Raw genomic sequence first — 12,951 nt, 5'->3', positions numbered from 1 at the left:
GCATGAAACCTGAATTCCCACTCGATCGGCGCCGCCTGCTGCAGGCCGCCGCAGCCTGGAGCGCGGTGGCTGCAACCGGCGCCGCACAGGCCGCGGCACCGGCACGCGACCTTTCCGGCGTGACCCTGCGCGTGGGCACCTACAAGGGCCTGTGGCGTCCGCTGCTGCAAGCTTCCGGCCAGGCCGACACGCCCTACAAGATCGACTGGCGAGAGCTCAACAACGGCGTGCTGCACATTGAGGCCATCAACGGCGATGCGCTCGACCTGGGGTCGGGCAGCGAGATTCCGCCGGTGTTCGCGGCGCGCCAGAAATCGAGCGTGAAGCTGGTGGCCGTGACGCACGAAGACCTGAACAACCAGGCCACGCTGGCGCGCAAGGATTCGCCGATCCGCAGCATCGCCGACTTCAAGGGCAAGCGCGTGGGCTATGTGCGCGCCACCACTTCGCACTATTACCTGGCCAGGCAACTGGCCGAGGCGGGGCTCTCTTTCAGCGACATCCAGGCCGTGAGTCTCACGCCGGCGGACGGCCTTTCGGCCTTTGCGCGTGGCGATCTCGATGCCTGGGCCATCTACGGCTACAACGGCCAGCTTGCGCGCACGCAGTACGGCGCGCGCACCATCAAGACCGGCGTGGGCTATCTCTCGGGTAACTTTCCCATCTACGCGAACCCGCGAACGCTCGACGACACGCTGCGCCGCGCGGCATTGAGCGACCTGCTGCAGCGCCTGCAGCGTTCCTTCGCATGGATCAACGGCAACTTCCTGGCCTATGCGCGCGCGCAATCGGCCGAGACGCGCGTGCCGGTGGGCGACTTGGTCGAACTCTTCAACGGACGCAGCGGCGACTACAGCCTGGGCCCCGTCACCGATGCCGTGGTGCGCAGCCACCAGCAGGTGGCCGACACCTTCCTGAAGATCGGCGTGCTCGACGGCCCGGCCGACGTGAAGCCCCTGTGGGACCGCAGCTTTGAGAACGTGCTGCGCCTGCCCGCCGCCTGAACAACCACGCATCCACCTGAAAACACGAGGACACCATGAGCCAGAACGACGTTGAATTCATCGGCATGATCCAGGGCCAGAAGGTCTCGGAGATCCACGCCGCCAAAGGCCCCGCCATCGACCGCGACTATGTGCGCGCCTTTGCGCAGGCGCACGAGAACGCAGGCTTCGACCGCGTGCTGGTGCCGCACCATTCGACCAGCCCCGATGCAACGTTGACCGTGGCCTACGCCGCCTCGGTCACCGAGCGCATCCATTTCATGCTCGCGCACCGCCCGGGCTTCGTGGCGCCCACGCTCGCAGCGCGGCAGTTCGCCTCGCTCGACCAGTTCAGCGGCGGCCGGCTCGGCGTGCACTACATCTCGGGCGGCTCCGATGAGGAGCAGCGGCGCGACGGCGACTGGCTCGATCACGACCAGCGCTATGCACGCACCGACGAATACCTCGAAGTGCTGCACAAGGTGTGGACTGCCGAGAAACCCTTCGACCACGAAGGCGCGCACTACCGCTACCAGAACGCTTTCTCCGAAGTGAAGCCGCTGCAGACGCGCAACGGCAGGCCGCATGTGCCGGTGTATTTCGGCGGTGCGTCGGAGGCGGCCATTCCCGTCGCAGGCAAGTACGCCGACGTGTATGCGCTGTGGGGCGAATCGCTCGACCAGGCGCGCGAGCTCACGACGCGCGTGCGCGCCGAGGCCGCGAAGCACGGGCGCAGCGTGCGCTTCTCGGTGTCGTTCCGCCCCATCCTCGCGGAGACCGAAGAGGCCGCGTGGGCACGCGCCGACCGCATCCTGGCCGAGACCAAGCGGCTTCGCGTGGTGCAGGGCTACAACCGCGGCGGCCCGCAGCAGAGCGAGGGCGCGAAGCGCCTGCTGGCTGCGGCCGACAAGGGCCCGCGTGTGGACAAGCGCCTGTGGACTGCCGTCGCGCAAGAGATCGGCGGCCGCTCGAACAGCACCGCGCTGGTCGGTACACCCGAGCAGGTGGCCGATGCGCTGCTCGACTACTACGACCTGGGCGTGACCACCTTCCTGATCCGCGGCTTCGATCCGCTCGAAGACGCGACGGACTATGGGCGCGAGCTGATTCCGCGCACGCGCGAGCTGGTGGCGCAGCGGCTGCAGTCTCAACGCAAGGCGGCCTAACCTGACTTTCTCCCTCCCCTTTCGGGGGAGGGCAGGGGTGGGGGCTCGCGGCCTTCACAACGCCGCGGCCTTGCGTGCGCCGCTTGCCCCCATCCCAGCCTTCCCCCAGAGGGGGAAGGAGCAATACCAAATACGAGGACATCTTTCATGAGTGCAGTTCTGTCGATCGACTGGGATGCCGGTCTTGCGCTTCGGCGCAACCCGAACCCGCAGCAAAAATACTGGTTCGACCCGATCCCGCCGCGCACCAGCGTGCAAGCCGAGCGCCGCCACCGGCAGGAGCGCCTGGCGGGCGCGTTCCGCCTGTTCGCGCGCTTCGGCTTTGCGCAGGGCCTGGCCGGCCACATCACCGCGCGCGACCCGGAGCTCACCGACCACTTCTGGGTCAACCCGCTGGGCATTCACTTCTCGCGCATCAAGGTGTCCGACCTGCTGCTCGTCAATTCGAAAGGCGAGACCGTGATCGGCGACAAGCCGCTCAACAAGGCCGCCTTTGCCATTCACGCCGCCATCCACGAGCACAACCCGAAGATCGTTGCCGCCGCCCACACGCACTCGACCTACGGCAAGGCCTGGTCCACGCTGGGCCGCAAGCTCGACACCCTCACGCAGGACAGCTGCGTGTTCCACGAAGACGTGGCGCTGTTCGACGACTTCACCGGCATGGTGGTCGACACCAGCGAGGGCGACCGCATCGCGCAGGCACTGGGCGACAGGAAGGGTGCCATCCTCAAGAACCACGGCATCCTGACCGCGGGCCCCACGGTGGAAGCCGCCGCCTGGTGGTACATCGCGCTCGACAACGCCTGCCACACGCAACTTCTCGCCGAGGCCGCCGGCAAGCCGCAGCCCATCGACGAAGCCACCGCGCGCCACACGCACAGCCAGATCGGCGGCCCGGAGGGGGCCATCCATTCCTTCGACAGCCTCTATGAAGGTCTCGTGGAAGCGGAGCCCGAACTGCTGGACTGAACAAAAAAACCAACGGAGTTCTCGATGACCGCATCCCTTTCACGCCGCAGTGTTCTGCGCGCCGGCGGCGCTGCCGCCGTGGTCGCCTCGGGCGGCCTGATCGCCTCGCAGGCCTTCTCGCAGCAGGCCCGCAAGCTCACCTTCGCATGGAACGCCGCCGCGTTCTGCCTCTCGCCCGTGGTGGTGGCGCAAGAGCGCGGCTACTTCGAGCGCAATGGCCTGCAGGTGGACCTGATCAACTACACGGGTTCCACCGACCAACTCCTGGAGTCGCTGGCCACGGCCAAGGCCGACGCGGCGGTCGGCATGATCCACCGCTGGCTCAAGCCGCTGGAGTCGGGCTTCGACGTGAAGATCGTCGGCAGCTCGCATGGCGGTTGCGTGCGGCTGGTGGGCGCGAAGAGCGCGGGCGCCACCAGTATTGCCAGCCTAAAGGGCAAGGTCATCGGCGTGTCGGACATCGCAAGCCCGGGCAAGAACTTCTTCTCGATTCTGCTGACCAAGAACGGCGTCGACGCCGACAAGGACGTGACCTGGCGCCAGTACCCGGCCGACCTGCTGGACATTGCGGTGCAGAAAGGCGAGATTCATGCGATTGCCGACGGTGACCCGAATGTCTACCTGATCGAGAAGCGCAACAAGGGCGCCTTCGTGGAAATCGCGAGCAATCTCTCCGGCGAATACAAGGACAAGGTCTGCTGCATCGTCGGTGCGCGCGGCGAGCTGGTGCGCAAGGACAAGCCGACCGTCGCGGCGCTGGTGCGGGCCATCGCGCAAGCCTCCGACTACGTGGCGGAGAACCCCAACGAGTCGGCCAAGCTCTTCGCGAAGTATTCGCCGAAGGTGCCGGTTGAAGACCTGCGCGCGCTGCTGGGCACGCTCACGCACAGCCACCATCCGCTCGGCAAAAACCTGCGCGACGAGGTGGAGTTCTATGCGCGCGATTTCCGAAGCGTCGGTGTGCTCAAGAAGACCACCGACCCGGTGCGCTTTGCTGAACACGTCTCTTTCGATCCGCTGGCATGAGCACCCCCGACCCCGCTTTGGGCTTCAATTCCCTCCCCTTCCGGGGGAGGGCCAGGGTGGGGGCGGCGGCGCCCGAACGCACGCCTGCTCCCGCATCGACATCGCCCCGTATCCAGACGGACCTGCCCACATGGCGCATCGGCTTCGCCGCCGCTGCGACATGGCTCGCCCTCGGCCTGCTCACCATCTATTGGCCGAACCAGGCCGTGGGCTTCAGCGACTGGGCCTACACCGACGAGTTCGGTATCGCCGCCATCACCGCCGGTGCGCTGCTGCTTGCCGTCGCATTGCTCGGCCCGCGCGCCGGTCGTGCCGCACGCCTGCTGCGGCCTGCCGGCCCGTGGCTCGTCGCACTGCCTGTGCTCTTCGCCATCTGGGAGATCGCGACCGCCAAGCTTGCCTTGCTCCCCACGCCGTTCTTCGCGCCGCCGCAAAGCCTGATCGAAACCTACATCGACGACTGGCGCCGCCTTGGCGAAAGCCTGCTGCATTCGACCCGGTTGCTCGCCCACGGCTTCGTGCTGGGCGCGCTCGCGGGCTTTCTCACGGGCGTGACCATCGGCTGGTCGCGCGTTGCGGGCTACTGGGTGCATCCGGTGCTGCGTTTCGTGGGGCCGGTGCCGGCCTCGGCGCTGCTGCCGCTCGCGTTCTTCTTCTTTCCGTCGAGCTATGCGGCGGCCGTGTTCCTGATCGCGCTGGCGACGGGCTTCCCGGTGGCGGTGCTCACCTGGTCGGGCGTGGCAACAGTGAACCGCAACTACTACGACGTGGCGCGCACCATGGGCGCGAGCGAGCGCTTCCTGGTGCTGCGCGTGGCGATACCCGCTGCGCTGCCGCAGGTGTTCGTGGGACTCTTCATGGGGCTGGGCGCGGCTTTCTCGGTGCTCGTTACGGCCGAGATGATGGGCGTGAAGGCCGGCCTGGGCTTCTACCTCTCGTGGGCTCAGGGCTGGGCTTCGTACTCGAACATGTACGCCGCGCTGATCGTGATGGCCGTGCTGTGCTCGGGCCTGATCACGCTGCTCTTCAAGGTACGCGACCGCGTGCTGTCGTGGCAGAAGGGGACCGTGAAGTGGTAGCCGCCGTCATCGCCGAACCGGGCGTGCGCAAGGCCGGCGCGCACATCGACATCCGCGGCGTGAGCCACTGGTTCGATGTGCCCGCGGGGCCGTTGCAGGTGCTCGACGACATCGATCTCACGGTGAAGCCGGGTGAGTTCGTCGCGCTGCTGGGGCCGAGCGGCTGCGGCAAGTCGACGCTGCTGCGGTTGGTCGCTGGCCTCGAGCCCGCCACGGCCGGCCGCATCACGCAGGACGATGCGCCGATCACCCGGCCCGACCCGTCGCGCATCGTCGTGTTCCAGGACCCGACGCTCTATCCGTGGCGCAGCGTGTGGGACAACGTCGCGCTCGGCCTGCAGGCGCGCGGCGTGCTCAAGGCGCAGCGCGGGCGCGTCGACGAGGCGCTGAAGCTCGTGGGGCTCACCGACTTCGCCAAGGTTTTCCCGCACCAGCTTTCGGGCGGCATGGCGCAGCGCGTGGCACTGGCGCGAGCGCTGGTCAACGACCCGCAACTGCTGGTGCTCGACGAACCGCTCGGCAAGCTCGACTCGCTCACGCGCATCGCGATGCAGAGCGAGCTCGTCAACCTGTGGCAGCGCGCGGGCTTCTCGGCGCTCCTGGTAACGCACGATGTGGAAGAGGCGCTGTTCCTCGCCAACCGGGTGATCGTGCTGAGCGACCGGCCGGCGCGCATCGCGGCGGAGATCGTGGTCGACCTGCCGTATCCGCGGCACCGCGGTCATGCGCGTTTGGCGGAATTGCGGCACGAGGCGCTCAGGCACCTGGGGCTGGACGCCACCTGGTGAGATGAACAGCACGCCCGGGGCCGATTGGCTCAACCTGCTGATCGGCCTGCTTCAAGACGCCCAGTTGCAACTGCTGCGCGTGCTCGACGCGCTGGGGCTCGCGCAGCAGATGCATGGCAGGCCGGGCTGGCCGTGGGAGCACCGGCTGTCGGGCGAGAATCTGCTCATCGACCTTGGCCAGGCACGCAGCCTCGCGTGGACGCTGGTGTTCGTCGGCGTGGCGGTGCTCGCGTTGCTGCTCGCACTGTTCTGGCGGCGCCCGCGCTTCTACTTTCTCGCACTGGTGCCGATGTTGCTGATCGCGGCGCCATGGCCCGAAGCGCACGTGGTGCTGGTGCCGGCGACACCCACGAGCTTCCAGTCTTCGCCGACCGGCTTCACGGCCGCATCCATCGCGCAGGGTCGCGCGCTCTACGAACAGAACTGCGTGGCCTGCCATGGCGCGGACGGCAAGGGCGAAGGGCCGCTCGCGGCCTCGCTGGCGGTGTGGCCGCCGGACTTGAGCGGCCCCTTGCTGTGGCGGCGCGCCGACGGCGACCTGCTCTGGCGCATTCTTCACGGCACACGCGATGCCGGGCAGGGCAAGACCACGATGCCCGGCTTCGGCGGCAAGCTCGACGAGGCCGATGCCTGGGCGTTGATCGACTACATGAAGGCGCAGGCTGCGGGCCAGAGCCTGCGTGCGCTCGGCAACTGGCCGCAGCCTATCGGCCTGCCCGACATGGCGGTGCGTTGCGGCTCGCAGCCGCCCCGGTGGCTCGCGAGTTGGCGCGGGCAGCGCGTGCGCATCGTGGCGGGCGACGCAGCGCTGACCGAAGATCCGCGCCTTGTGACCGTGCGGCTGGTGTCGCCGTCGTCGAAGACCGCGCCGGCCGCTGCCGATTGCGCGGCCGAATCCGTTGCCGCCTGGGAAGCGTTGGCACTGATCGCCGGCACCGACCGCCTTGCCGGCACCCAGCTCATCGCCGACCGCGACGGATGGCTGCGTGCGCGCGGCGAGCCCGGCAAGGCGGGCTGGTCCGACGACGACCTGCTGTGCCGCAGCGAACGCACACCGAGCGCGACAGCGGATGGCGCCACGCTACCCGCCGACGGCCTGGGCGCGCTGATCGCCCGCATGGACGCGGAGCCGGTGCGCTTCGTCAAAGGCGGCTTCATCCACTGACTTTTCTTGACTCGAACACGGAGAACCCATGAACTCATCGCACCTCGACCCATCGCGCCGGCGGCTCCTTGCGCAAGGCCTCGCAACGGCCTCCGCCATCGCCTTGCCCGCCTTCTCTTTGCAGGCCCGTGCGCAGGGCCGCCCGGTGCTCAAGGCCGGCGACCAGAAGGGCGGGCTGCGTGCTCTGCTCGAAGCGGCCAACGGCCTGGAAGGCCTGGGCTACGACATCCAGTGGTCCGAATTTCCCGCAGCGGCGCCGTTGGCCGAGGCGCTCAACGCGGCCGCGGTCGACTCCGGCCCCATCGGCGATGCGCCGCTCATCTTCGCGCTCGCCGCCGGCACGCGCGTCAAGGCCATCGGCGCGAACCGTTCGGACTCCTACGGCACCGCAGTGCTGGTGCGGCCCGACTCGCCGCTCAAGACCGCCGCCGACCTCAAGGGCAAGAGCATTGCGACGAACCGCGGCTCCATCGGCCACTATGTCACGCTCAAGGCCATCACCGCGGCGGGCCTGAAACCCGAGGAGGTGAACATCCGCTTTCTTGCGCCGGCCGACGCCAAGCTCGCGCTCACGCAGGGCTCGGTCGATGCCTGGGCCACCTGGGAGCCCTACACCGCGCTGGCCGAGGTCAGCCACCACGCGCGCGTTCTCGTCAGCGGGCGCGGGCTGCTGCCGGGGCTGAGCTACCTCGCGGCGACCGATGCCGCCATTGCCGCCAAGCGGCCGGTGCTGCAAGACTTTTTGCAGCGCGTGGTAAAGGCGCAGCTCTGGTCGTACCGCAATGTCGATGCCTACTCGGCCGCGCTGGCGCGCATCATCGGCATTCCGCCCGAGGCGGCCAAGCTGCAGTTCGAGCGGCGCCGGCAGAAGTGGGTGCCCATCGATGCGCAGGTCATCGCTGACCAGCAGGGCACTGCGGATTTCTACCGGCAGGTGGGGCTCATCAAGCAGCCGCTCGATGTGAAGGGCACGTTCGATACGGGCTTTGGCGTGGCTACTGCCGCGGGCGCCTAGCTGCGCGGTCGATCAGCCCGGCTTCTGCGCCTGCTCGCACTTCACCTGGATCAGCTCGCGCTCGTCCAGCGTGGCGCCGATGCGCACCGCACTGAGGCAGCCGCCCCAGACGCAGCCCGTGTCGGTGGAGAGCAGGTCGGGCCGCGAGAGCCAGCCGAGCGTCGACCAGTGGCCGAATGCGACCGTGGCCTTGGCGGTCTTGCGGCCGGGCACGTCGAACCAGGGCATGAAGCCCTCGGGCGCGGTGGCGGCGCCGTCCTTGGTTTCGAACTCCATCACACCCTCGGCCGAGCAGAAGCGCATGCGCGTGAGCGCGTTCACGATGGCGCGCAGCCGCGCGCTGCCGGTGAGCGTGTCGCTCCACTGCGCCGGCTCGTTGCCGTACATGCCGAGCAGGAACTCGCCCAGCGCCGGGCCGCGCAGCACCGATTCGACCTCGGCCGCCAGCACCAGCGTGTCGCCCACCGTCCACTGCGGCAGCACGCCCGCGTGCACCATGAGCAGGTCGCCGCCATCGATCTGCATGTGCAGCGCCATGTGTTGCTGGCGCACCCATTCGAGCATGGCTTCGCTGTCGGGTGCATCGAGCAGGCCAGCCAGCGTGTCCTTGCGGCTGGCCTTGCGCGCGCCGTGCGCCACGCCCAGCAGATGCAGGTCGTGGTTGCCGAGCAGGCTCAGCGCCGAGGCGCCGAAGCCCTGCACGCGCCGCAGCACAGCGGCCGAGTCGGGACCCCTGTTGACCAGGTCGCCGAGCAGCACGATGGTGTCGCGGCTGGGAGAAAAACCGATCTTGTCGAGCAGTTTCTGGAGGGCGGCATCGCAGCCCTGGATATCGCCGATCAAGTAAAGTGCCATTTCCTTATTTTCACCCCCTGTTCATGGATGTTCTCCTGCTGGCCTTGCTGACCACGCTGAATGCGTTGTTTGCAATGTCCGAAATGGCCCTTTCAACCAGCCGGCGCGCGCGCCTGGCAGCGCTGGCCGAGACGGGAGACGCCGGCGCCGAAGCTGCGCTCCGGCTGATGGAGGAACCCACCCATTTCCTCTCGACCGTGCAGATCGGCATCACGTCGATCGGCATGCTCAGCGGTATCGTCGGCGAGGCCGCCTTCGCGGCGCCGCTCTCGCTCTGGATGGAGACCCTGGGCATGGGCCGCGGCACGGCCAGCGTGGTTTCCACCGCGGTGGTGGTGACCGGCATCACCTTCTTCACCATCATCTTCGGCGAGCTGGTGCCCAAGCGCATCGGCCAGCTGTACCCCGAGCCCGTGGCGCGCTGGGTGTCGCGCCCGATGCGGGGGCTTGCCAAGGGCGCCAAGCCTTTCGTGTGGCTGCTCGCGGGCGCCACGGCCACCGTGCTGAAGCTGCTGCGCATCGACGCCAACGCCGCCCGCTCCATGACCGAGGAAGAAATTTCGGCCAGCCTGGAAGAGGGCGTGGATGCCGGCGTGATCGAGCAGCATGAGCACCAGATGGTGCGCAACGTGTTCCACCTGGACGACCGGCGGCTGTCGTCGCTCATGATTCCGCGCGCCGACATCGAATGGCTCGACGCCTCGGACACCGTGGCGCAGGCGCTGAAGAAGGTGGCCGATGCGGGCGCGCTCAACATCGTGCATTCGTGGTACCCGGTGTGCCGCAATTCGCTCGACGACGTGGTCGGCGTCATCAGCGTGGCGCACCTGCTGCGGCTCGGCACCGAGCATCACGGCGTGCTCGGGCAAGAGGCCGCGCCGGCCGTGTTCGTGCCCGAAACGCTCACCGGCATGGAACTGCTCGAACAGTTCCGCGAACGCGGCGGCCGCCTGGTGTTCGTGGTCGACGAATACGGCGTGGTGCAGGGCCTCATGACGCCGCGCGACATGCTCGAGGCCATCACCGGCGAACTGCAGCCTGGCATCCTTACCGATGCCTGGGCGCGCGAGCGGCCCGACGGCGTGTGGGAGCTCGACGGGCTGATGCCTGTTTCCGAGTTGCGCGCGCGGCTCGGCATTCGCGAGCTGCCTGAAGAAGAGCGCGGGCGCTACAACACCGTTGCGGGTTTGCTGATGGCGGTTTCGGGCCATCTGCCCAAGACCGGCGAGGTCATCGAGTGCGCGGGCTGGTATTTCGAGATCGCCGCGCTCGAGGGGCGCCGCATCGACAGGGTGCTGGCTGCACCGGACAAGACAGCTGGGCACGGCGACTAGCGCCTGTTCGCTCCATCAGAAAAATTCAAAACCCACACCGTGCGATCGCATGGTCGACAGCCCACCATGACCGAAGACATCTACACCGAGCCGAATGCCGACCCCGACACCCTTGCCAACCTGGGGCCGCTGCGGGCCATGGCCGGCATCTGGGAGGGCAGCCGCGGCGTAGACGTCAAGCCCAAGCGCGAAGGCCCCAAGACGCAGGTTTATGTCGAGCGCTACGAGCTGCAGCCGATCGATCCGCAGACCAACGGCCCCCAGCTGCTGTACGGCCTGCGCTACCACACCTATATTCACAAGCCCGGCCTCACCAAGATGTACCACGACCAGGTGGGCTACTGGCTGTGGGAGCCGGCCACCGGCACGGTGATGCATACGCTGGCCATTCCGCGCGGCCAGGTGGCCATGGCGAGCGGCCACGCCAAGGCGGACGACACGCGCTTTACGCTCAGCGCCGAGCGCGGCAGCCTGGTGAACGGCATCGTGTCCAACCCGTTCATCGAAGAGGCCTTCACCACGCTGGCGTGGAACATCACGGTCACCGTCAACCCCGACGGCACCTGGTCTTACGACCAGGACACGGTGATGCAGATCCAGGGGCAGGCCGAGCCGTTCCACCACACCGACCGCAACACCCTGACGCGGGTCGGGGAGCCGGGGCTCAACCCGCTGGCCATGCCCGATGCGCCGGCGGCCGTGGCGGTGACGAGCAAGTAGCAAGCGGCTGCGCGGGACCGGCGTGCACCGGATCCCGGCGCGTCTTTTTCACCAGCGGATCTTCAGGCCCACGCTGCCGTTCAGCCCGCTCTTCGTGCGCGCGTCGCCGCCCGATGCCCAGAACTTGCCCAGCTCTCCGTACAGGCTCATGTTCTGCGTGAGCCGCAGCGTGGCACCCGCCGCCAGTTCGGTGCTCGTGCCGCCCGTGCGGCTGGCAATGTCGGTGTAGGCCGCCGGTCCGACGAAGCGTGTGACATCGGCGCCGCTGCTGCTGCGGTAGACGTTCAGCCGTGCATAAGGTTGCAGCGGGCCGGCACTCGTGGTCATCTCGCCCTTGATGCGGACGCCGGCGCGCACCAGCCAGCCGCTGTGGCTGTCTTGCTGCACCATGGCGCCGGCGATGCCGGTGTCGTTCAGGCTCACGCGTTGATGCACCAGTTGTAGCTGCGGTTCGACGATCCAGTCCGGCGCCACGCGAAAGCCCTGGCCCACCTCGATGGACGCCAGCAGGCTGTTGCCCTTGCCTGAGCTGGAAGCGCCCAGGTCCGTCGCCATGGTGTAGCGGTGGCGCCCGGCCTGCAGCACGCCGTCCAGGTACAGGCCGCTGTCGTTCTTCCAGGTGGCGTAGGCGCCCAGGTACTGGCTTCGAAGGTTGTTGGAGCCGGTCGCGTAGTTCGGCACGCCGCGTGCAAAACCGCTCACGCGCATGTCGCCCTCGAGCTCGCCGACGTAGATGCCGATGCGCCAGTTGGGGTCGGCCCACAGGTCGTTGCCGGCCTGGAAGCCCGTGAGGCGGCCTTTGCTGATGGAGTTGACGGTGCCGGCCTGACCGATCGTGCGGTCCATGCTGATGATGCGGGCCCAGCCCTGGCGATGGCCCTGGTTCGGAGCGGCAGTGCCGGTGTCGGGCGCGTTCTCATCGCCGACGCGCTGGTGGAGGTTGCCCACCATGGCCAGGTTGGCCTGGCGGAACTGCTCGGGCAGCGCAGCGAACAGCGGCACCTCGGCGCGGTAGGTGGGCACGGTGATGCCCTTGGCGGCCGGTGGGGTGGCGCTGTCGTCGCTCAGCGTGTCGCCATCATCGACCGCCGGTGCCGGTGCCGGTGCTGGCGATGGCGATGGCGATGGCGAAGGCGATGGTGGTGGTGGTGGTGGTGGTGGTGGTGGTGGTGGTGGTGGTGGCGGCGGCGGCGGCGGCGGCGGGGCGATGATGATGCCCGACCGCAAATACCAGTTCTCCCCCGCCCCCGCTGCATCAGCCGCATGCAGCCGGTACTCGTAGGCGCCCGCATCCACATGCCCGCCGGCCAGGCGGAACGCATCGCGCGTGGTCTGCGCGGTGGTCGTGGCCCCGTTCATCGCCGTCACCACCTCGATGCCGTGGCCCACCGTGAGCGCGCCCAGCCCGCCCAGGTTCGTGACCTGGATGTTCGTCGTGCCGCTGGCAATCGCCGTGCAGCCGCTCAAAATCAGCCGGTCGCTCAGGCTGCCGCTCGCGCCCAGCGCCGTGCCCAGGCGCAGCGTGCCGCCCTGGCCCACCCAGGGCCCGTGCACCGTCAGCGTCGCCCCCGGCGCCCCGCTCAGCAGCGACACCGTGCCCGCGTTGGTCATCCCCGCCATCGTCTGGCTGTGGCCCGCCAGGTCCAGCACCGCCCCCGCCGCCACCGTGAACGCGCTCGCGCTGCTGAAGGTGTCGGCCGCGCCCGCGCGCAAGGTGCCCGCCGCCACCTGGGTGGCGCCCGTGTAGGTGTTGCCCCCGCCCAGCGTCAGCGTCAGCGTGCCCGCCCCCACCTTCACCAGGTCCCCGGCGCCCGAGATCGGGCCCGACCAGGCCAGGCCGTGGGCCTG

12 protein-coding genes are annotated in these 12,951 nt (G+C 68.5%); 10 read left to right on the top strand and 2 right to left on the bottom strand.

The genetic code is table 11. From position 1 onward, the window contains the following. The first annotated feature begins 2 nt into the window (after positions 1-2). The 8 genes from ABIC94_RS05895 (at position 3) to ABIC94_RS05860 (ending at position 8,194) form a co-directional block, all read left to right on the top strand. Positions 3-1,004 carry an ABC transporter substrate-binding protein gene (locus tag ABIC94_RS05895; RefSeq protein WP_354372068.1) on the top strand — a complete coding sequence of 334 codons (1,002 nt, stop codon included), beginning with the start codon at positions 3-5 and terminating at the stop codon, positions 1,002-1,004. A 35-nt stretch (positions 1,005-1,039) separates the two neighbouring features. Next, complete coding sequence (locus ABIC94_RS05890; protein WP_354372066.1) at positions 1,040-2,149, top strand: LLM class flavin-dependent oxidoreductase; 1,110 nt, start codon at positions 1,040-1,042, stop codon at positions 2,147-2,149. A 147-nt stretch (positions 2,150-2,296) separates the two neighbouring features. Then, the gene (locus tag ABIC94_RS05885) at positions 2,297-3,121 is read left to right on the top strand and encodes a class II aldolase/adducin family protein (protein WP_354372064.1); all 825 of its coding nucleotides are present in this window, start codon (positions 2,297-2,299) and stop codon (positions 3,119-3,121) included. Positions 3,122-3,145: 24 nt separating this feature from the next. Continuing rightward, entirely contained in the window at positions 3,146-4,147 is a 1,002-nt protein-coding gene (locus ABIC94_RS05880; RefSeq protein ID WP_354372063.1) for an ABC transporter substrate-binding protein, read from the top strand. Continuing rightward, the gene (locus ABIC94_RS05875) at positions 4,144-5,226 is read left to right on the top strand and encodes an ABC transporter permease (RefSeq protein ID WP_354372061.1); all 1,083 of its coding nucleotides are present in this window, start codon (positions 4,144-4,146) and stop codon (positions 5,224-5,226) included. The genes ABIC94_RS05880 and ABIC94_RS05875 overlap by 4 nt, the downstream gene beginning before the upstream one ends. Then, positions 5,220-6,014: an ABC transporter ATP-binding protein gene (locus ABIC94_RS05870; protein ID WP_354372060.1), complete on the top strand. Its 795-nt coding sequence runs from the start codon at positions 5,220-5,222 to the stop codon at positions 6,012-6,014. Before ABIC94_RS05875 ends, ABIC94_RS05870 begins: the two co-directional genes overlap by 7 nt. Position 6,015: 1 nt before the next feature. Beyond that, on the top strand, positions 6,016-7,179 hold the full coding sequence (locus tag ABIC94_RS05865) for a c-type cytochrome (RefSeq protein ID WP_354372059.1): 1,164 nt from the start codon (positions 6,016-6,018) through the stop codon (positions 7,177-7,179). A 28-nt stretch (positions 7,180-7,207) separates the two neighbouring features. Next, the gene (locus ABIC94_RS05860; protein ID WP_354372057.1) at positions 7,208-8,194 is read left to right on the top strand and encodes an ABC transporter substrate-binding protein; all 987 of its coding nucleotides are present in this window, start codon (positions 7,208-7,210) and stop codon (positions 8,192-8,194) included. A gap of 12 nt (positions 8,195-8,206) precedes the next feature. On the opposite strand, the gene ABIC94_RS05855 is transcribed toward ABIC94_RS05860, so the two are convergent. After that, entirely contained in the window at positions 8,207-9,049 is an 843-nt protein-coding gene (locus tag ABIC94_RS05855; protein WP_354372056.1) for a symmetrical bis(5'-nucleosyl)-tetraphosphatase, read from the bottom strand. Between the two features lie 23 nt (positions 9,050-9,072). On the opposite strand from ABIC94_RS05855, the gene ABIC94_RS05850 reads away from it, so the two are divergent. Next, complete coding sequence (locus ABIC94_RS05850) at positions 9,073-10,383, top strand: hemolysin family protein (RefSeq protein ID WP_354372054.1); 1,311 nt, start codon at positions 9,073-9,075, stop codon at positions 10,381-10,383. 66 nt (positions 10,384-10,449) lie between these two features. Beyond that, positions 10,450-11,103, top strand: a complete 654-nt coding sequence (locus ABIC94_RS05845; RefSeq protein ID WP_354372052.1) for an FABP family protein — start codon at positions 10,450-10,452, stop codon at positions 11,101-11,103. Positions 11,104-11,151: 48 nt separating this feature from the next. Here the strand turns inward: ABIC94_RS05845 and ABIC94_RS05840 are convergent. Further along, on the bottom strand, positions 11,152-12,951 hold a 1,800-nt coding region (locus ABIC94_RS05840; RefSeq protein ID WP_354372050.1), incomplete at its 5' end, for an autotransporter outer membrane beta-barrel domain-containing protein.

This window comes from Variovorax paradoxus (assembly GCF_040544635.1).
Lineage (GTDB): Bacteria > Pseudomonadota > Gammaproteobacteria > Burkholderiales > Burkholderiaceae_C > Variovorax > Variovorax paradoxus_R.
Note: the sequence above shows the minus strand (reverse complement) of the source record. Positions and strands in the feature narration are given on the sequence as shown.

Excerpts from the sequence above, each read along its gene's own strand:
- ABIC94_RS05895 (WP_354372068.1), top strand. The coding sequence starts at position 3 with ATGAAACCTGAATTCCCACTCGATCGGCGCCGCCTGCTGCAGGCCGCC.
- ABIC94_RS05890 (WP_354372066.1), top strand. The coding sequence starts at position 1,040 with ATGAGCCAGAACGACGTTGAATTCATCGGCATGATCCAGGGCCAGAAG.
- ABIC94_RS05885 (WP_354372064.1), top strand. The coding sequence starts at position 2,297 with ATGAGTGCAGTTCTGTCGATCGACTGGGATGCCGGTCTTGCGCTTCGG.
- ABIC94_RS05880 (WP_354372063.1), top strand. The coding sequence starts at position 3,146 with ATGACCGCATCCCTTTCACGCCGCAGTGTTCTGCGCGCCGGCGGCGCT.
- ABIC94_RS05875 (WP_354372061.1), top strand. The coding sequence starts at position 4,144 with ATGAGCACCCCCGACCCCGCTTTGGGCTTCAATTCCCTCCCCTTCCGG.
- ABIC94_RS05865 (WP_354372059.1), top strand. The coding sequence starts at position 6,016 with ATGAACAGCACGCCCGGGGCCGATTGGCTCAACCTGCTGATCGGCCTG.
- ABIC94_RS05860 (WP_354372057.1), top strand. The coding sequence starts at position 7,208 with ATGAACTCATCGCACCTCGACCCATCGCGCCGGCGGCTCCTTGCGCAA.
- ABIC94_RS05855 (WP_354372056.1), bottom strand. The coding sequence starts at position 9,049 with ATGGCACTTTACTTGATCGGCGATATCCAGGGCTGCGATGCCGCCCTC.
- ABIC94_RS05850 (WP_354372054.1), top strand. The coding sequence starts at position 9,073 with ATGGATGTTCTCCTGCTGGCCTTGCTGACCACGCTGAATGCGTTGTTT.
- ABIC94_RS05845 (WP_354372052.1), top strand. The coding sequence starts at position 10,450 with ATGACCGAAGACATCTACACCGAGCCGAATGCCGACCCCGACACCCTT.